Source organism: Vibrio cidicii (assembly GCF_009665415.1).
GTDB classification, from domain to species: Bacteria; Pseudomonadota; Gammaproteobacteria; order Enterobacterales; family Vibrionaceae; genus Vibrio; species Vibrio cidicii.
The window spans coordinates 1666961-1686018 of sequence record NZ_CP035921.1; the positions used below are offsets into that span (position 1 = coordinate 1666961).

A 19058-nucleotide genomic window follows, 5' to 3' on the forward strand; every position below is an offset into this window, starting at 1 on the left:
CGTATAATCCCCCGGCGGATTTTTTTACAGCCCTGCAAAGATTGACACTTTGTGTGACTGTGATTACAATTCCGCCTCTTTGTTGAGAGGCGTCGGTTATTCTTCTTTAATAAAGAGCTTCTTTATATAAAGAAAGCACAATGCCCACGCCGGGTTTAACAAGAACCTAAAACTACTGATCAGTAAGGTAATTACAATGGCTACTAAACGCACTTTTCAACCTTCAGTTCTGAAGCGCAAGCGTACTCACGGTTTCCGTGCTCGCATGGCGACTAAGAACGGTCGTAAAGTAATCAATGCACGTCGTGCGAAAGGCCGTGCGCGCCTGTCAAAATAATCACTAGCTTATTTTGAATACGTACGCGTTCAATCGGGAGTTACGTTTGTTAACTCCCGAGCATTATCAAAACGTCTTTCAGCAAGCTCACCGGGCTGGCTCTCCTCATTTCACTATCATTGCTCGCGATAATAACCTTTCTCATCCTCGTTTAGGCTTGGCTGTTCCCAAAAAGCAAATTAAAACTGCCGTTGGTCGCAACCGCTTCAAACGCATCGCTCGTGAAAGTTTTCGTAACACACAACATCAGCTTCCCAATAAAGATTTTGTTGTGATTGCCAAGAAAAGCGCGCAAGATTTGAGCAATGAAGAACTGTTTAAGTTGTTTGATAAGCTATGGCATCGCCTGTCTCGCCCTTCACGTGGTTAGCGATCGGACTCGTCCGTCTTTATCAAGGTCTCATCAGTCCTCTTCTCGGACCACGCTGTCGTTTTACTCCAACCTGTTCAACCTATGCGATAGAAGCGTTGAAAGCTCACGGTTTGGTAAAAGGATGTTGGTTATCAGGCAAACGTCTATTAAAATGCCACCCTTTGAACGAAGGGGGGTATGACCCCGTTCCACCAGTCCAAAAACAAGACAGAGATAAATAACGATGGATTCTCAACGCAATATCCTGTTAATCGCTCTGGCATTGGTTTCTTTCCTGCTGTTCCAACAGTGGCAAGTAGCAAAGAATCCAGCACCACAAGCGGCTACTCAGGCTCAATCAAGCAGTGCGCTACCTGCACCATCTTTTGCTGATGAACTGGACCCGTCTCCGGCTCAACAGGCATCGGCTAAACTCATCACAGTGACGACGGATGTCCTGACTCTGTCAATCGACACAGTGGGTGGTGATGTGGTAACCGCAGAACTGAACCAGTATGCGGCTGAGCAGAATTCTCCTGACGCCTTTGTGCTGTTGAAGGACATTCAAGGTCATCAATTTATCGCTCAAAGCGGCTTAGTCGGCCCACAAGGGATCGATTTGAGCAGCAGCAACCGCCCTCAATATCAAGTGAGTGCGGAAAGCTTTACGCTGGCTGACGGTCAAGACGAACTACGCATTCCCATGAGCTATGAAGCCAACGGTCTGCAATACAGCAAAACATTCATACTAAAACGCGGCAGCTACGCGGTGGACGTTGAGTTTGACGTAGTGAATAACTCCGGCAACAACGCTACTTTCGGTATGTACGCGCATTTGCGTCAAAATCTGATGGACGCGGGCGGCAGCATCACCATGCCAACCTACCGTGGCGGTGCGTACTCAAGCGAAGATACTCGTTATAAAAAGTATAGCTTCGACGACATGCAAGATCGCAACCTGTCGGTTAACCTGCCAAATGGCCAAGGCTGGGCGGCGATGATCCAGCACTACTTTGCTGCTGCGTGGATCCCTCGTAACGAACCAGGCACCAACCTTTACACTCGCGTGATTGGCAACATGGGCGACATTGGCGTACGTATGCCAAACAAAACCATTGCCAACGGCGAAAAAGCGCATTTCAGCGCCACCTTATGGACTGGCCCTAAACTGCAAGATCAAATGGCAGCTACCGCACCAAACCTTGATCTGGTTGTGGACTACGGCTGGTTATGGTTTATCGCTAAACCACTACACATGCTGCTGTCATTTATCCAGAGCTTTGTCAGCAACTGGGGTGTGGCCATCATCTGTTTGACCTTCATCGTCCGTGGTGCCATGTACCCACTGACCAAAGCCCAGTACACCTCAATGGCGAAAATGCGCATGCTGCAACCTAAACTGCAAGCAATGCGTGAGCGTATCGGCGATGACCGTCAACGCATGAGCCAAGAGATGATGGAGCTGTACAAGAAAGAGAAAGTGAATCCTCTGGGTGGCTGTCTGCCACTCGTACTGCAGATGCCAATCTTTATTGCTCTGTACTGGTCGCTGATGGAATCGGTTGAACTGCGTCACTCACCTTTCTTTGGTTGGATCACAGACTTGTCTGCGCAGGACCCGTACTACATCCTGCCGCTGCTGATGGGTGCTTCAATGTTCATGATCCAAAAAATGAGCCCAACCACAGTCACAGACCCAATGCAGCAGAAGATCATGACCTTCATGCCAGTGATGTTCACTTTCTTCTTCCTGTTCTTCCCGTCAGGTCTGGTTTTGTACTGGCTGGTATCGAACATCGTCACTCTGATCCAACAGTCTTTGATTTACAAAGCGCTGGAGAAAAAAGGCTTACACACCAAGTAAGTGAACTCAGAGTAAGGAAAGGCGGCCAAAAGGTCGCCTTTTTGTTTTTCGCTGATTACAATTCAGCTAACTGCTTTTTCAGGTCACTGCGACCACAAACAAATAGGTTTCTTTATGACAACAGATACGATTGTTGCCCAAGCCACTGCGCCGGGTCGCGGCGGTGTCGGAATCATTCGCGTCTCTGGGCCAAAAGCCGCTCAGGTGGCGCTGGAAGTGACTGGTAAGGCCCTCAAACCGCGCTACGCCGAATACCTCCCTTTTACCGCGCAAGATGGCAGCGTGCTCGATCAGGGCATCGCCCTCTATTTCCCCAACCCACATTCGTTTACCGGTGAAGATGTGGTCGAGTTCCAAGGTCACGGCGGCCCAGTCGTGATGGACATGCTAATTAAGCGTATTCTCACCATCAAAGGGCTACGCCCAGCGCGCCCTGGAGAGTTTTCTGAACGCGCCTTTCTCAACGACAAAATGGACCTCACTCAAGCCGAAGCGATTGCCGACCTGATTGACGCTAGCTCGGAAGAAGCGGCCAAATCGGCGCTCCATTCACTGCAAGGTCAGTTTTCCAAACGCATCAACACCTTGGTTGAATCCTTGATTCATCTGCGTATCTACGTTGAGGCCGCGATTGATTTTCCTGAAGAAGAGATCGACTTCTTAGCGGACGGCAAAGTCGCTGCCGACCTGCAAGGGATCATCGATAACCTTGATGCGGTGCGCCAAGAAGCCAATCAAGGTGCGATTATGCGCGAAGGGATGAAAGTGGTGATTGCAGGCCGTCCTAACGCTGGTAAATCGAGCCTGCTCAACGCCCTTTCTGGTAAAGAATCTGCGATTGTCACCGACATTGCCGGCACCACCCGTGACGTGCTGCGAGAGCATATCCACATCGATGGCATGCCACTGCACATCATCGATACCGCGGGCCTGCGTGATGCTTCTGATGAAGTGGAGAAAATAGGTATTGAACGTGCTTGGGATGAAATTCGTCAAGCAGATCGCGTGCTGTTTATGGTCGATGGCACCACCACCGAAGCCACCGATCCTCAAGAGATCTGGCCCGATTTTGTTGACCGCCTGCCCAGCAGCATCGGCATCACGGTGATCCGTAATAAAGCCGATCAAACCCAAGAAGAACTTGGGATCTGCCATGTGAGTAACCCGGCCTTGATCCGCCTTTCTGCCAAAACAGGTCAAGGGGTCGATGCGCTGAGAAAACATTTGAAAGAGTGCATGGGTTTTTCTGGCCAAAGCGAAGGGGGCTTTATGGCCCGCCGCCGCCACCTCGATGCGTTGCAACGCGCCGCAGAGCATCTGCAAATCGGTCAAGAGCAGCTTGAAGGTTACATGGCTGGGGAAATCCTCGCTGAAGAGCTGCGCATCGCTCAGCAGCATTTAAACGAGATTACCGGTGAGTTCAGCTCTGACGATTTGCTCGGCCGAATCTTCTCCTCGTTTTGTATCGGGAAGTAAAGTGGGCAAATAACGGAAAACAACAGCAAGCAATGGTAGATAACACACTGATTTTATTAGATCGTCATTTGCCGTTTGTTTCCATCTATTGCCGTTAATTGCCAAATCTAGTCCCCATTTGGGCTCCATGACATGCTACTCGCACTGATTGGGGCCCAAATGGAGTCTAAAATGAAAATTTCTATTCAAAAACGAACACTTAGAGCTGATGGCACACGCTCACTACGTTTGGTTTATGATCATGGTTATGCCACAAACACACTAGGTGGACGCCAAAATAAACGTAAACGCAGCTACGAAACTTTAGACCTGTACGTTCACGACAAACCTAAAACACCCACCCAGCGCCAACACAACAAAGAACACATGCTTCTCGCCGAAACCATTAGGAGTAAACGACTGGTTGAATGGCAATCCCAAAAGCATGGTTTTGAAGATCGAACTAAGCGCTCAGCTAGCTTCATTGATTACTTTCAACAGCAAATTGATATCAAAGAACAAACTACCTCAACCTCCAACCATTCGATCTGGCTTTCAGCTCGTAAGCACCTGCTGTTCTACTGCGGAAAACATGATCTTAGTTTTGATGAGCTGGATAAAGACTGGTTAGACGGGTTTAAGTATTACCTAACCAATGAAGCGAAAACCAAAAGTGATACCGCGTTATCTCGCAACACACAAAGCTCCTACTTCAATAAAGTTCGAGCGGCGATCAACGAAGCACATCGAGAAGGTATTATTCGCGATAACCCGCTTTCACAAGTGACCAGTATCAAAGCGAAAACGACTAAGCGGGTTTATTTAACACTGGATGAGGTCAACGCGTTAGCCCAAACGGAGTGTCGCTACCCAGTCCTTAAACGTGCGTTTTTGTTCTCATGCGTGACGGGTATGCGTTGGTGCGATATCCATAGACTTACCTGGTCAGAAGTAGAAACATTCAATAATCACAAACGAATTATCTTCGACCAAGCCAAACTCTCTCACGGCGATGCTAAGAGCCTTCAGTATTTAGACATACCAAAGTCAGCAGAATCACTCTTAGGCCCAGTCAAAGCAGCACACGAGCGCGTATTCAAGGGATTGAAATACTCTTCTTATATAAATGTAGAACTGCTTAGGTGGGCTCTGGCTGCTGGGATAAGTAAACACGTTACATTTCATGCTGGTCGCCATACCTTTGCTGTAATTCAGCTTAGCCGAGGAATTGATATATATGCCGTATCGAAACTGCTCGGCCACAGCGAACTCAAGACAACCGAGATTTACGCTGACATCATAGAACAGCGCAGGATGGAAGCCATGCTGACATTCCCTGATATTTTTGCTTCTGGAAAGGATTCAGCGGCCTAAGGCCGCTGCTATGAAAGTATTACTTACGAGAAGTGGTGGCGACATAGTTTGCTGCCCTTTTTTCTATCTCATGGCGAGATGAAACACGCTGCTCCTCAACCCACCTCATGATGGCTTGGCGCTCAAACCGGAGGTGTTTGCCAAGCTTAAAGTAAGGGATCTCTGCCGAGCTCGTTAGCTTATAAAGCTGGTTGGTTGATAAATCCAGCAAGGCTGCACACTCATCAACGGTTAGAATGTCCTTTCCAAGGAGTTCCACCTTTTGTTGCTGTAAACGCTGCTCCAGAACAGCACGCTCAACACGATCAATCTTGGCGAGAATGGATTGAAGAAGAACTTGCTCGTTGGTTGTCATCGTATCACCTCCTCACCCATTGGAATATCTCTGGGAAAAGTGGGAAAACTGGGAAGTACACTATTCATCGATGCCCATCTCCTTCAACTCAGAGAGGATCTTTTCCGGCCAGAAGGCGAAAAAACGATGATCAAACTCAGTATCGTTCTTCTTTTCGATAATCCGAAGTGTTCCCCTACGATCTTCATTGGTTTCAAACCACCCTTTATGAATCAAAGGGCTCAATTGACTCTTATATTGACGCCGCAGTCGTAGCTGCTTAACAAATTCTTGTTTGTGGATAAGCCACTGGACGTCATCACCATCCTGCCGCCAGTAACCAAACTTTGACGGTCTGCTTGTACAGAATTCAGGAAGCTTATTTTCCCAATGGCTAATGGCTTGTTTCAAAGCACTCAACACCTCATACGTTTCTTGATTGTGCTGGTGCCCTCTGTGAGATAACCAGCGGCTAAAAACGCTATATACGGAATAGAGCGACTCTTCTTCAGACCATGGCACTAACTGGTTTCGTGACGCAACAGACAACGCTACACCAACAAGGACAAAGCGCTTCAAGACCCGATGAACCTGACCGGAATAATTGCTTTTAGACCAATGCTGCCTCAGCGTTTCGATTTCACGCTGTAAAACGACTTCCAGATCGGGCTTATCTGAAATAAGCGTCATCCAAGCCGTGAACAAAGTGCCAAAGTACTTTTGAGTCTGCTTTTCTAAGTGCTCAGCAAACTGAGATGGTGAGGAAAAGCGGTGTAGATCCGCAAAACAGCCAAAGCGCTCTTCGGCAGGAATTTCGATGACTCGAATCAGCTGACCTGCTTTCACTTGATAACCAGAGGGCTCCATCAGCTCTGTCAGGCCAATCTCTCCATTACTCAAGGTCAACGTCCGCCAATTGGCAATATTCGCCAGGCCGCCTGTTTCCGTGGCTCGCAGCTTCCCACATCCGTTTACGATTTGATAAGCCGCAGAACTGGCTTCTTCCGCAGAGCACAACCCTAGCTCATCTAACACAAGCAACATGTCGTGATGTTCTGATGCAACCGCCTCAATACCGTTAGCGGTTGTTTTCCAAGACTTGATATAAGACTTATCAGCATAAACAGACGCAGCGACAAACGATGTGACAGACTTACCCGACGAAGATGGCCCCATAATATGGAATGCCGCACTTTCCATTCCAACAGGCTTGAGAAGCGGCGCGGCCAACGCAACGCCAACAGAAAATATGAGCAAAGGATTGCCGACCAGCAAAGAACCGACTTCACTTTGCCATTCCGCTAAGCTGCCTTCTGCCAAGCAGAGTGAATCAGCCATACCACCAGAAAAGTAGTAAGACTCATCTGACCGTCCGAAACTTTTCTCCGGAGTGACGAATACCTTGTCATGCCAACCTGTTCTTGTGACACAAAAGGCCGTTTCTGCCGCTTTGAGCTCTTCCCGCAAATAGCGCTGGACCATACTCCATGCAGTTTGCTCGGGCTCCAGCCAAAAACCGGTATCGAACAATTCATCTCTTAACTGATAGTTGGTCCCTCCCATGATCTTTCTGGCAGGCACTATCATTCTGATAATCTGCCTGTCCATATTGATGATTTCAATGCAAGCACTGAACCCTGACTTCCGATCAGGTGAACGCGTTCTAGCAAGAACCTTGACCGAAGAGCTCAACGAACGCCAGCCTCGTTCACGGCAAAAATACTGTAGTTGATCATGGTGATGACGAAACTTCATATGACCTCCCTATCACAGGCTCAAAAGCCACTTCTGCACATCTTCAAGGCGAAATCTCACACTTCTAGCGCCAGGTGATAGTGTGACTGGAGAAGGAAAAGAACCATTTTTCACATAACGGCGAATGGTTGCCTGAGATAGTTGCGTTAGTTTGCAAACTTCTTGATAGCTTAATAGTTGATTTGATTGTTTTTGTTCGGTCATAACTACTCCTGACAGTTAATGAATAATCAAGGAATAGTTTGCAGAATGAGCAATGCAAAGGCGCGCGGTGCTCAGGCCCAAAATGGGCAGATTGAGAGAAAATTAACAGATAAAAATACGATGGTATCAATCACAGGCGCACATAATGATATGGTAAAGATGTTCGACATCTAACGTTAAAATTGCCCATTCAACAGCCTACTATCAGCCCAAGAGATCTCTACTGAGGAAATTGAATTGCGCCATAAAACGACGCTGGTAAATAAAGCACACAAAGTTTATTCCTAACTGCTGTGTGATATCGAAGTCACTTACCAGAACCAAGCTTGTCTATTTATATCACTTGCATCCCAATGGCTAAAAGCTTCCTGTACTTAGTTGCCATTATCGCCTGATGTAGCACTACAATAAGGTATTGTCACTTATAGAGCACTATGGACCACCCGATATTTTTAGCTCCGATCAAAGTAGCCAATTTACCAGCACTAAATTCACACAAAAGTTGCTCTACCATGGCGAACGACTCAGTATGGATGGATAAACAAAAAACTTAGAGGGACTAAATACGGAAGTCATAACTTCAAGCAAGCGTGTATAGTTGAACAGGGGGGAAATCACTCTTTTAGTATCGGGGGGGATAATACCGCGATAAAAGTCCTTCAATTCTTATCCCGAGTTCAGATTACTTAGTGTTTACAGGGGGAAAAAAAGCAGCCCAGATTAAACTGGGCTGGCTATTAAGTTCATCATTTGAGTTCTACCACACCCGGATAATAAGCGTCTACCGGCGAGCTGCTTGGCAACGCCTTGGAAGTCACAGAGCCTCCAGCCAGAGGTGCTGCAAACAATAAATCCCCCGATCTCTGCCTTAAGATGCCCAGAATGTCGCCGTTGCTGTCTTCGGTAAGATAACCTACCACCTTACCCGCCCCCAACGCGGCGAACTGCTGCACCTGATTGAGCATAGGGTCAAACTGCATCAGTTTGCCATTCTCAGTGCCGTAGTACAGCTTGCCGTCAGAGGCGGCAAGCAGAGCCGTGGAAGGTATGTCTACAAGCCCAGTAACGGCATCGGTTCTGATGGGAGCAGAGCAATCATCGGTGATCTGCTGAATGGTTCCCAGCCCACTCACGCCGCTTGCCGCCGTTGGCAAATACCAGAGGCTGCTCGCAGCAGAATAGGTCATGGCCCTGACGGGGGAATGGGCGCCGTTGCTGACAAAGGAATGTGTATTGGCACGCGCCTTTGTCTGCAAATCAAAGCAGTAGAGATTGGCGTCTGAAATAACCCATGCATGAGTATCTTTCACAGCCACTTCTGTGGTTGCCTCAGCTTGACCGGTACTGTCAAAGCTGGCAATGGCAGAATAGGCCAGGGTATCCGGGTCTATGCTGTAGAGCACCTGCCGGAACGCATCTCTGGCATCTGTGCCAAGGCCAATCAGTTGCCCTTGCGAATCTTCTTTCAGTGCGATGCCCGGACGGACAGATTGGTTACCGGTTCCGTAATTGATAAGAGCATTGGTTGGATCGTAGCGGAACGTTGCGCCCCAGCCTTCAAATCCCGGCGCAAACCAAACGCCACTGAAAATATTACCGCTGGAATGCACCAAGGGTTTACCAATCGGATAGGCGCCTGCGGCATATCCCAGGCTGGTCACTGTGATTCTGTCATCCAAACGATCCTTGGTGACAATAGCGCCATTGCGGGTCGCACCGCCGTCATAGCTTAAGACAGACACATATCTGTCGTTAATATTGTCGTTGGGAAAATCGGCGATACCGGGGTCTCCCATAAAGATATAGCCTCGGTCTGCGCCCCCAACAATAAAGGCACCATCAGCATAGTTGAGACCACTGATACTGCGAACCTGTGAAGGTTTTACCGTGTAGCCGCCAATCACATTCGAACCACTGCTGCGAACACCACGAGCAAATGAGGATGCCGCATCATCGCCATTCGCAATATACAGTGCACCACCAGTGGTGGATGGTGCAAATCCGGTGGCGATTGCGCCCCCCCAGCCAGAAAAGCGCCTCACATCACTGGAACCACCATTGACTGTGTTTACTTCCGTCAGCAAAGGTGTGCGTGAGGAGTCTCCTCTACAAACAGAATAGCGGTTTCTTCCAAGCCAGTTGAATACCCCGAGGCTTCTCCTGCAGTCAAAATTGACGGTGCCAGAGCCACCACCCTCGCGGCTGCTCACATCAAAAATAGTTTTACCGTCAAAGTCATTTGCGCTGAGAAAAGAGTCTCCATAGGTACTGATGTAATTGCCGCTGTAGCTGTAAACAAATGAACTGATGTACCGTGGATTAAGGAAGGGGCTGGGAACCCAGGGCTGACTTAAATCCGCTGCATTAGAAGGCGTAAGCTCAAACACATTGGTCTTGGTCGCATTCACTTTGCTGTAGTTGGCAATAAAGATACGGTTTTCACCATTCCACTGCATATGTGCCAGCGGCGAGCGGCCAAAGGTATCACCTTGTGCGTCCGGGGCACCAAGGTCTGCGACCCAGGCAAATTTAAGATAATCCGCACTGGCAGGGTCTATGTTCAGGTAAAACACCCTACCCGCATCTAACAAACTGCCAAACTTGGCCAAACCAAACAGCGCTTTTCCGGATGGGTGAATTAGCAAGCGACTAGCAAACCCATAAACGCGATAACCGTTGACGACTTCATATTCAATATGGGTTAGCACCTCCACCGCTTTGGTTACCGGGTCGAAACTCATGACAGTCGCGCCGCCGTACAACCCCTCATTTGGCAGCATAAAGAAGAACTTGCCCCGTTCAGGGCTGAATACCAAGCCCAAATAATCGGTTGTCTGAACCCCGGGTTTGCCTTTCAGGCTCAATAGCGAGTGTATTTCATTGAGGTTTTTCTCGCTGATGGAATAGAGGCCACCGACCTGATCATCCCCGCCCAGGGAACTGCTTAAAATCAACGTATGACCACTGGGGACAGGGTTGGCACCAATACCCGAACTGGGCTTATTGCTGATGGATACGGTGACCGGGCTGCTGTCGAGCTTGCCATCGTTGACAATTAATTGGGCAACATAGCTGCCTGCGACATCCAGGGTAAACTGGCTGCTGGCCTGATTGGTACTGCTCAGTGAAGCCGCACTGGCTGCGGGCTTGCTGATGAGCGCCCAGCGGTAACTCAGGGAGTCGCCATTGGCATCGAATGACGCCTGGCCACTGAGGGCGACCACACTCCCCAAATCAACCTGCCTGTCATTGCCGGCATCGGCCACCGGGGCCACATTTTTGGCGATGTCATGGATAAGTACGGTATCCGGCAGGCTGTTGCCCTTACCGTCACTCACCACCAGTTGCACCACGTAATCACCCACCACATCGGTTTTAAGGGTCGGATTGGCACTGACGGCATCAGTTAACTGGGCGGCACTGCCAGTTGGTCGGGTCAGCAGAGCCCACTGATAGCTCAGGCTATCACCGTCGGCGTCATAGGAGGCACTACCATCGAGCAATATGCTCTGACCCGCTTCGGCAGCCAGATCGGTACCGGCTGAGGCCACAGGTAAGGTGTTTTTATCGAAATCACGCACTATGACAGTTGCTGGCGTGCTGTCGAGTTCACCATCGTTCACCACCAGTTGGACTATGTAATCGCCACCGACATCGGCCACAAAGTCGGTGGTTATGGTATCGGTCGCACTGAGCAGCGCCGCGCTGCCAGCAGGTTGGCTCAACAGTTTCCAGCGATAGCTCAGTGGCTGGCCTTCGGGATCGGTAGAGCGACTGCCACTTAGGTTCACCCTGCTGCCTTTACTGGCCTTTAAGTCGCTGCCCGCATCGGCCACCGGAGCCAGGTTTACATCGGTTATCACCACGGTATCCGGCGCACTGTCGGCGTAACCGTCATTGACCACGAGTTGAACAACGTAATGACCTTGCACATCAAGAGTGAATGATGGTTGTGCCGCTGTGCTATTGGTTAATACTGCCTGGCTTCCTGGAGGCTGGCTCACAATATGCCAGCGATAACTGAGTGGATCACCATTGCCGTCGGTGGAAGAGCTGCCATCAAGCTGAACGGTTTGTCCTGGGGTGCCTTTGAGATCGCCGCCGGCATGGGCGACAGGTGGAAGGTTGCTATCAGACAGGAGAACGCTAGTCGGAAGGCTGTCTCGCGTACCATCGTTAACGATTAACTGCGCCACATAACTGCCGGGGATATCCGGAGTAAAAAACGGATGGACACTGAACGGCTCACTGAGCTGCGCTAGACTGCCAGAAGGTTTATGTACCAGTGACCAGCGATAAGTCAGGCTATTACCTTCCGGATCATGGGAGGCGCTGCCATCGAGATGCACTTCCTGTGAAGTGGTTATCTGCCTATCGTGGCCTGTTACCGCAATGGGAGCCTGATTTAAATTGGAAGCAGCATGAATGGTCACGGTGGCTGGGCTACTGGCGTTGTTCCCATCTTTTACGACTAACGCTACGATGTAATCGCCTGCCACATCGGGAGTGATCGACGTTTGTGGCGTGGTCGCATCAAGTAAGTTTGCCTGGCTGCCGTTTGGCCTTGCGACCATATGCCATTGGTAACTTAAAGTATCACCATCCGCGTCAAACGACTCAGATCCACTTAAAGCGACCGCTTGTCCAAGGGTCATAAAAGCAGCGGCCTTTGGTTTGGCTATGGGGGCAATGTTGCTATCCGTCAAAACTACTCTATCTGGTGTACTTTGATACACGCCATCACTCACAACGAGCTCTGCGATATATTCGCCAGAAGAGTCGTAGTTTAGTGTGGGTGTCGCACTTGCTGGTTGGAGAATACTGGCACTGCTGCCTTGAGGTTTCTTTAGCAAAGTCCAGCGGTATTCGAGCTTGTCTCCATCTGAGTCGAAACTGCCAGTTCCGTCCAGAACGACAAAACCAAGATCCGATAGTTTTATGTCTTTCCCTGCATTGGCAACGGGAGGAGTATCTGCATCTGAAATGGTGACAATGGAAGGCTGGCTCTCTTTCTCGCCATTGCTGACGATGAGCTGAGCTTTATAAATGCCCACTTTATCGAGATATAAACTGGGAAAAGGGGATGTGTTGTCACTTAATGTTGAAAGGCTACCTGACGGTTTTTCGATAATTGTCCATTGATAAGTCAATGATTTTTCGTCTGGGTCGTGGGATTGACTGCCGTTGAGTACGACGGTTGTTCCACGCCCGCTGGATATTGGATGCCCTGCATTCGCAATCGGTAATATTTCTTCTTGGGTTGTTGTGTTGTTGTCACACCCAATGCTGAATACCGCGACAAAACCCAACAAAAGCATTGTTCTTTTTTTCATTGCCGTTCCTTGCACTAAAAAGATTCTTTGATTTTAAAGCTAGACAATGAATTTCATATATTCAAGGAAAGGCTCATAAAAATAACAGCTTAACAGCGGTAATCATTGTGTTTCGTTTGCATTTTTCATGTCAATGCTTTTTAGGTTGTGAGCGTTGTTCAAACTGAACGGGGATAAGAATTGAAGGGAACCAAGATCTGTTTCTGCGATCAGAAAGAATGACTTTCCAGCTCTGCTATACATGCTTTCTTGAAGTCATGCCTTACGTGTTTGCCCCTCTCAGTTCATTTCTTCACCCATCAGAAATGAGAACCTACAGGCATTGAATTTATTAATTTTAAGAGCATTAAGGTCTGTAACAACTTACGTATCCCGAGGCATAAAGTGTTTCAAGGGACTGTTGTAGGAAGTAAAAGCATAATAGTCTTTTATGGATTTAAACTTCACATCATCATGAATAACCTTAGTGACATTATTGCGATTGCGGCCCCCCCCCCCCCGCGAATACTGACGATAGAAAGCCCGTTGGTCATCAAGTTTAATAAACATGCCATACTCAGTGGCTCAATTAACAGCAACCTACTCTACGTTTGCTCGGAAAAGTGAATTGCGAAAACGCTACCAAAAACAGTTAACGCTTCTTGTGATGGTCTGCATTATCGTCCGAATTTGTGTGTCATTACTTTTCAGCTATACAAGGCACCAAGGGAAAGTTTGGAAAAGGTATGCTAATCGATAAAAACGACGGGCTTTCACATGTGAAAGTACATCAGCCCTCATCTACTACAAACAGGAAAAATCCCACAATAATCTAGAAATTTACCGTCACAATCCCATCAAAAGAAATAATCGACGCTCAGGTCCCACAATGATTGGACTATAACTCCCTACATCCCCTCCAAAACAATAAAGCAACGAAAATAATCCGTAGCAACGTCCCACAAAGATAGGTATCTGGAAAGTACAGGGATAGGTCCCAGGAGAGGAATTGCTGCCATGCTTGCCAATCAGCGGTGGGACACGAGGAAAATTATGCACCCCAAAAGGGCAATTACAGATGCGTAAGTAAGAATGTGTTTGCGCTACCTTGAGCCAAAATAATCAAGGAGTCACCATGACAGTATTAAGTGAACATTCCGCCGCCTATCAATGGCATCAACGATCCCAGCAACGACACACCGAAAATGAACAAGAATGCTTTGAACTCGCTCTATCACAATCGCTCAAAGCCCTTGCTGATATCGAAAACTTTGCAATGCAGGAACCCTATCTACTGGAGTTTTTAGCCAGTTACTACGCTAACCAGTTTTGGCGAACCCATAGAGCCCATAAGGAAACCTCACCTGGCCGCTACGGCTGTCGTATTCGGGTTCGCAACCATCGCTTTGAAGCGGCTTGGTATTACAACTGGTATCTCAGTACCAATCAAATGTCACTGAGAAACAACAAAGAACAACGTGTTCGTTCTAAGCATTTATCGAAAGGCAAAGGCTTTCGTTACCCACCTGGCCGATTTTCAAAAGCAAACTCGGAATGGGAATCCGATCTTATTGAGTACACAGAAGATGCCTTCGCACTGATCCGCGAAGTGCGGCATGAAATCCTCACCATCAAACAAAAAGCGCAAATCTGTACAAAACGACTTAACAAGCTTCGTGAACACTTTCAAAAAATGGAGAAGCAGAATGGCTAAGAAAACCACACCCGATGTCGGCATCGTGCAACTAAGCAAGGAAATTGAGTTAAGTAATCTCAAGTTGAAGCTGCCTGAACCAGTTCCTTTACCAGAAAGAATCGATGGTTTATCTGATTTCGTTGCGACAGAGTCAAAGCACTTGATGGCAGCAGCAAAAGAAATGAAGAAACAAATGGATAAACTAAAGGAAGCCTTGTCAAAAGAGTACAACGTCGAGTACCCATTTCGCTATGAGTTCATTGTTACGAGTGAACAGCGCTTACCTAAAATCAAATGGCACCGCATGATCGCTCGTGGAGGTTGGTATCCTGAGCTTGAAACCCAAGAAGTTTCAAATGGGGTGTTACGCCGTTTTTCACATGCAATGGATTGGGAAATCCCTCTCTATCTTCATTTGCTAGACCAGATCAACCGACTGGAACAGCGTGTGAATCCAATAAGAGAGCTGTCTAGCCAGGTGAGAAAAACGATGCGAGCGATAAAAAAACTGCAAATTTAGTTCTATCCAATCAGGAAGCTTCATGCAGTGAAATGAAGCTTCTCCCCACAGTTTGCATTTTCAAAATCGATGATACGCTGGTAGTAAAGTGAGGAGAAAATGCTGTGATGAGATTGAAAGTTCAGGTTGAAAACATCAATGCTGAAAGCGTCGAAGTCGCGTGGTTCACGGGGTTGAACAATCACGGTATCGTTACGGTTCAAATTGCTCAAAGTGAGTTCCGGTGCGCTATCGCAGAGTTAACGGCGGCAAGGTTCTTACTACTCGACAAACAGGTATTCGGGCGCGTACCAAACAGCGGTAAAGGGCTCGCACTCAGCCTAACCAAAGAGACCATTTTAGCGGCCAAGAATGAAGATCTCAAAACAACCGCACTTTTTTTGTCCAACCGTCTATGCGGTATCAAACTTTATTCTGACGAGATTGTTGATTATCACTCATCCAGAAACAAAAGACATTATTACGCCTTATGCTTCACCCTATCCGACGTTTGAGGTTGCAAAACTTGGCACCATCGCCATCAGCAACCATGCAATGCAACGCTACCAACAAAGGCACAGGCAAGGTGATATTCGCAATCCATGGCACAGCTTACAGAAGCAACTCTCCCACCCAAATCTAGAAAGACTGACTTTGTCATCAAGAACACGCTTTCAAAAGCTACTCCGTTACGGAAGCGAGCAACATGAAATTTGGACCAACCCTACAGGAAATCTTTACTTTCAAATTGCATCCTTAGCTGAACACAAGTTGGTTGTGACGGTTTTTTCTCAGATGACGCATGCTTTCGATGAAATTCATGCTTAGGAAAGCTAAGCTAAATAGAGATAGAAGATACTTACAGGAGGTGAATATGGAACTTTGGATTTGGCTGGGCGGTTTATTACTGACCGTCGCCGCAGTCGGTGGGGTATTTTGGTATTCAGGACGACAGCGATAGCTTTATTACTAGTCGATGTTATCGAGTTCCTGCCTGATCTGCTCAATAAGCGCCTGCTTTTTAGTTTCACTGAGCTTTTCAATCAAACATGCCAGTTCCGCTGAGCTGTCGGAATCTGAAAAGAAAAATGCAACAGGCACACCAAGCTCCTGAGCAAGCTTTTGTAGCGTACCAATATCGGGCATATGACGCCCTTTTTCATAATGATTCATACGGCCACTCGCTGAACTTGGGTCCATACCCAAACGGATACCAAGCTCCCTCTGGCTGATACCAACGCGATTTCTTGCCTGTTTAAGGCGCTGTGGAAATGGATTTGTTTTAGACAAGTGAGAATCATCATCAACCTACGATGCTTAGATTTTCTAAGTTTTAATTATACCTGTATACTTAGGAAAACTAAGCACAAGATGGAGACGTAAGATGAAAACACTAAAAAAGTTCGCACTATTTTGCGTTTTTTGTCTTGGTGTGTTAGTGACTGTATATCAAAGCTGGGGTGTGATGTTGATGGCCTTCCCAAGCGTTATTTGGCTACATAAACCTCTGGATGTTATCCACAAAAATAAGTACATCGCGTTGTTATTTTGGTTTGTACTCTTTTATATAAACTGGCTATTCGCTAGTGCCGCCGCCCTCACCTATTTCTTCATTCATGTCTGGCATTTGCACCAACAGAACATTCCGCTCAATGACTCGTCTTGCGTTACGCGCGCGCCTCGACGCATCAACCCAAGCACTGGTTTGTTGATGAAGAACAGACACTTTGACATGACAGGTGAAGCTTATGGCTGGAAGATTGATTGATATGGGTAGGTGATGATCACTTTCGCTCCTACTGGGAAGGATCGTAATAACAAAATGATCCACGATCCATAGCAAAGCCCCCGATCAACAACTGGTGAGTTTAAAGATCAAAAGATATCTCCTGCTTATCCACAATGTGTCAATTTGGTGATCACCCGATAAATAACTGCAAAATCAAACTGTTTTGAAAAGGAAATTTCTCATGAAACCGAAGGCTAGGTTCACTCCATTATCGTTACTCATTTTGCTCACTGGATGCGCCTCTACATCAACTCCTATCCAATATGACAACAGCCACAGCCGTGCTCATAACATTGCGCATGCAGGTGGGCTATACCAAACAGAAGACAAAGTCATTCCAATGAAAGATTTTGAGGCATTTAAGCTCGCGAAAGCTGCCGCAGGAAATACATTGTTGCTCACGTCTTCAGTAGGCGCGGGACTTGAGTTAAGTGAAGGACTAAGCCTTGGTTTGCTAACGTCATTGCTGGAACAGCCTGATACCGCTTCACGAAACAGCATTATTGCTTGGATGCCTATACAAGAAGCGACATCCGCTCGAGATGCACAGCAAAAGTTGCTCTACCACTTCAACGCAGCCATCGAAACCGTGCTTCAAGAACAATCTATTCACTATGAGCGCACTAATGGCAATTCAGAACAAAAGATAGAGTTCTACTTCCATAGTGCAGACTACCAATGTCCAAAATTCCAAGCTGGTATGACAAACCGGGACCTATGCTATATCACCATAGAAGTTTTCGAGCCGAGAAGAACGATGTCACCGTCTTTCGTCAACGATGGACAGGAAAGTTTTGCATTTGAATCCAACCATCACGTCTACTACCAGAGATTTAGAATTTCTCCAGGCAAGAATAGTGACATCCCTTCTGATGCACTTTATGCTGCTATTAGTAGTAAGTTGCCCGATTGGATCTTCATTTATATAGCAAAAGGGAAGATTCACTTTGGTAAGGAAACGATAATCGCACCTTACCTGCTAGAGAGTGGAAAACCTCTCTTGTTTGTTGTTGCTGAAGAGAAATATAGTGAAAGCTGATCCGGTTTCCCACCATTCCCACTTTTCCCATCCTGATCTATGATGGAAATCATCTTGGGAAGTAAGAATTTGACCATAAATTGCAATTTGGTCCCCAATCGGTCCCCAAGACGTCGCGCGAGGCCAGCTATTATGGGAAACTTCACTTTCTGTATCGGGAAGTAATCGACTTGTTGCAAAGCAGCCTCCGGGCTGCTTTTTTATTACCCGTAAACATAGGCATAAACCATCTCATTGATGCGGCTGCCTTTTTACAGCCGACACTTCCTCTCTTGGAAGAAATCACGCATCATAGACTCGATAACGACTGCAAACCGTTTAAAGGAAGAGCTATGATCCACATTATTACAGGCAGCACCTTAGGTGGGGCCGAATATGTTGGCGATCACTTAAGTGATCTCCTCAATGCTGAAGGGTTGGCAACCACCATCCACAACCAACCTGAGTTCAACGAGATCGCCAATCAAGGCATTTGGTTGATCATCACCTCCACCCATGGTGCGGGCGAATACCCAGATAATATCCAACCCTTTATTGCTGCTCTGCAGAATACGCCCCCCAAAATGAGTGACGTGCGCTACGCGGTGATCGCGATTGGTGATTCGAGTTACGATACCTTCTGCGCTGCTGGCCAGCACGCCCATCATCTGCTGCAAGACATTGGTGCAACCCCCATTACTGAATGCCTCACTATTGATGTGCTAGAACATACCGTTCCAGAAGATGCTGCAGAAATCTGGCTGAAAAGTCACTTGCCCCTGTTGCGTTAAACCATCTCACCCAATTCTTTCTCGCCTGCTAGAACGGCAGGCGTTTTATCCACTTACCATCCCCCGCCATTTAAACTGCTCATTTATCACACAAACCATCTGTGGATAAACATAGACAAATCCAGTGATCTTCCTATAGTTATCCCAATAATAACTTATCCACTCGCAGTGGTCTGTGCATAACCATCGATTTTGATCCCAGCTAATCCTCACGCTGATCAATTCATGATCACACGATATGATCTAAAACAGATCCATGATCTTATTGATCATTTTTC

At 47.4% G+C, this 19058-nt stretch carries 19 protein-coding genes and 2 pseudogenes; 16 read left to right on the forward strand and 5 right to left on the reverse strand.

Annotated features, from left to right (window positions below; genetic code table 11):
* Nucleotides 1-196: 196 nt before the first annotated feature.
* From rpmH to EWA64_RS08585, 6 genes are all read left to right on the forward strand, one after another.
* A complete protein-coding gene (gene rpmH / locus EWA64_RS08560; RefSeq protein ID WP_011079039.1) occupies nt 197-337 on the forward strand; it encodes a 50S ribosomal protein L34 in 141 nt (46 codons plus the stop codon).
* A 46-nt stretch (nt 338-383) separates the two neighbouring features.
* Nucleotides 384-707, forward strand: coding sequence for a ribonuclease P protein component (gene rnpA / locus EWA64_RS08565; protein WP_039422349.1), 324 nt, complete (start codon nt 384-386; stop codon nt 705-707).
* Nucleotides 674-931, forward strand: coding sequence for a membrane protein insertion efficiency factor YidD (gene yidD / locus EWA64_RS08570; RefSeq protein ID WP_081947004.1), 258 nt, complete (start codon nt 674-676; stop codon nt 929-931). Before rnpA ends, yidD begins: the two co-directional genes overlap by 34 nt.
* A gap of 2 nt (nt 932-933) precedes the next feature.
* Complete coding sequence (gene yidC, locus EWA64_RS08575) at nt 934-2553, forward strand: membrane protein insertase YidC (protein ID WP_061893097.1); 1620 nt, start codon at nt 934-936, stop codon at nt 2551-2553.
* 114 nt (nt 2554-2667) lie between these two features.
* A complete protein-coding gene (mnmE, locus tag EWA64_RS08580) occupies nt 2668-4029 on the forward strand; it encodes a tRNA uridine-5-carboxymethylaminomethyl(34) synthesis GTPase MnmE (RefSeq protein ID WP_061893098.1) in 1362 nt (453 codons plus the stop codon).
* Nucleotides 4030-4200: 171 nt separating this feature from the next.
* On the forward strand, nt 4201-5382 hold the full coding sequence (locus tag EWA64_RS08585) for a site-specific integrase (RefSeq protein WP_061893099.1): 1182 nt from the start codon (nt 4201-4203) through the stop codon (nt 5380-5382).
* A gap of 19 nt (nt 5383-5401) precedes the next feature.
* Here EWA64_RS08585 and EWA64_RS08590 read toward each other — a convergent pair whose 3' ends face one another.
* The 3 genes from EWA64_RS08590 to EWA64_RS08600 are packed head-to-tail and all read right to left on the reverse strand — an operon-like array spanning nt 5402 to nt 7675.
* Nucleotides 5402-5737, reverse strand: a complete 336-nt coding sequence (locus EWA64_RS08590) for a helix-turn-helix domain-containing protein (protein WP_061893100.1) — start codon at nt 5735-5737, stop codon at nt 5402-5404.
* A 60-nt stretch (nt 5738-5797) separates the two neighbouring features.
* Nucleotides 5798-7471: a DUF927 domain-containing protein gene (locus tag EWA64_RS08595; protein WP_061893101.1), complete on the reverse strand. Its 1674-nt coding sequence runs from the start codon at nt 7469-7471 to the stop codon at nt 5798-5800.
* Between the two features lie 12 nt (nt 7472-7483).
* Complete coding sequence (locus tag EWA64_RS08600) at nt 7484-7675, reverse strand: helix-turn-helix transcriptional regulator (protein ID WP_061893102.1); 192 nt, start codon at nt 7673-7675, stop codon at nt 7484-7486.
* Nucleotides 7676-7720: 45 nt separating this feature from the next.
* Between EWA64_RS08600 and EWA64_RS08605 the strand changes: the two genes are divergently transcribed.
* Together EWA64_RS08605 and EWA64_RS21225 are read left to right on the forward strand one after the other, a co-directional pair.
* Complete coding sequence (locus tag EWA64_RS08605) at nt 7721-7849, forward strand: hypothetical protein (protein WP_280512696.1); 129 nt, start codon at nt 7721-7723, stop codon at nt 7847-7849.
* Between the two features lie 72 nt (nt 7850-7921).
* A pseudogene (locus EWA64_RS21225) lies at nt 7922-8064 on the forward strand (IS3-like element ISVpa4 family transposase); the annotation flags it as partial.
* Nucleotides 8065-8421: 357 nt separating this feature from the next.
* Here EWA64_RS21225 and EWA64_RS08615 read toward each other — a convergent pair.
* Nucleotides 8422-13008: a PKD domain-containing protein gene (locus tag EWA64_RS08615; protein ID WP_061893103.1), complete on the reverse strand. Its 4587-nt coding sequence runs from the start codon at nt 13006-13008 to the stop codon at nt 8422-8424.
* A gap of 230 nt (nt 13009-13238) precedes the next feature.
* Here EWA64_RS08615 and EWA64_RS08620 point away from each other — a divergent pair.
* The 5 genes and pseudogenes from EWA64_RS08620 to EWA64_RS08635 form a co-directional block, all read left to right on the forward strand.
* Nucleotides 13239-13535, forward strand: a pseudogene (locus EWA64_RS08620) (transposase); the annotation flags it as partial.
* Nucleotides 13536-13555: 20 nt separating this feature from the next.
* Nucleotides 13556-13747, forward strand: a complete 192-nt coding sequence (locus tag EWA64_RS21280; protein ID WP_483368907.1) for a hypothetical protein — start codon at nt 13556-13558, stop codon at nt 13745-13747.
* Nucleotides 13748-14122: 375 nt separating this feature from the next.
* A complete protein-coding gene (gene mobI, locus EWA64_RS08625; protein ID WP_061893104.1) occupies nt 14123-14701 on the forward strand; it encodes a conjugative transfer protein MobI(A/C) in 579 nt (192 codons plus the stop codon).
* The gene (locus EWA64_RS08630; protein WP_061893105.1) at nt 14694-15203 is read left to right on the forward strand and encodes a hypothetical protein; all 510 of its coding nucleotides are present in this window, start codon (nt 14694-14696) and stop codon (nt 15201-15203) included. The genes mobI and EWA64_RS08630 overlap by 8 nt, the downstream gene beginning before the upstream one ends.
* Nucleotides 15204-15554: 351 nt before the next feature.
* Nucleotides 15555-16010 carry a hypothetical protein gene (locus tag EWA64_RS08635; protein ID WP_244881398.1) on the forward strand — a complete coding sequence of 152 codons (456 nt, stop codon included), beginning with the start codon at nt 15555-15557 and terminating at the stop codon, nt 16008-16010.
* 141 nt (nt 16011-16151) lie between these two features.
* Here the strand turns inward: EWA64_RS08635 and EWA64_RS08640 are convergent, their stop codons facing one another.
* The gene (locus EWA64_RS08640) at nt 16152-16472 is read right to left on the reverse strand and encodes a helix-turn-helix domain-containing protein (RefSeq protein WP_079863607.1); all 321 of its coding nucleotides are present in this window, start codon (nt 16470-16472) and stop codon (nt 16152-16154) included.
* Nucleotides 16473-16566: 94 nt separating this feature from the next.
* On the opposite strand from EWA64_RS08640, the gene EWA64_RS08645 reads away from it, so the two are divergent.
* From EWA64_RS08645 to mioC, 3 genes are all read left to right on the forward strand, one after another.
* On the forward strand, nt 16567-16950 hold the full coding sequence (locus EWA64_RS08645; RefSeq protein ID WP_061893107.1) for a hypothetical protein: 384 nt from the start codon (nt 16567-16569) through the stop codon (nt 16948-16950).
* A 202-nt stretch (nt 16951-17152) separates the two neighbouring features.
* Nucleotides 17153-18010, forward strand: coding sequence for a hypothetical protein (locus tag EWA64_RS08650; protein WP_061893108.1), 858 nt, complete (start codon nt 17153-17155; stop codon nt 18008-18010).
* Nucleotides 18011-18342: 332 nt separating this feature from the next.
* Nucleotides 18343-18780 (forward strand): FMN-binding protein MioC, encoded by a 438-nt coding sequence (gene mioC, locus EWA64_RS08655; RefSeq protein WP_061893109.1) that lies wholly within the window; start codon nt 18343-18345, stop codon nt 18778-18780.
* Nucleotides 18781-19058: the final 278 nt, after the last annotated feature.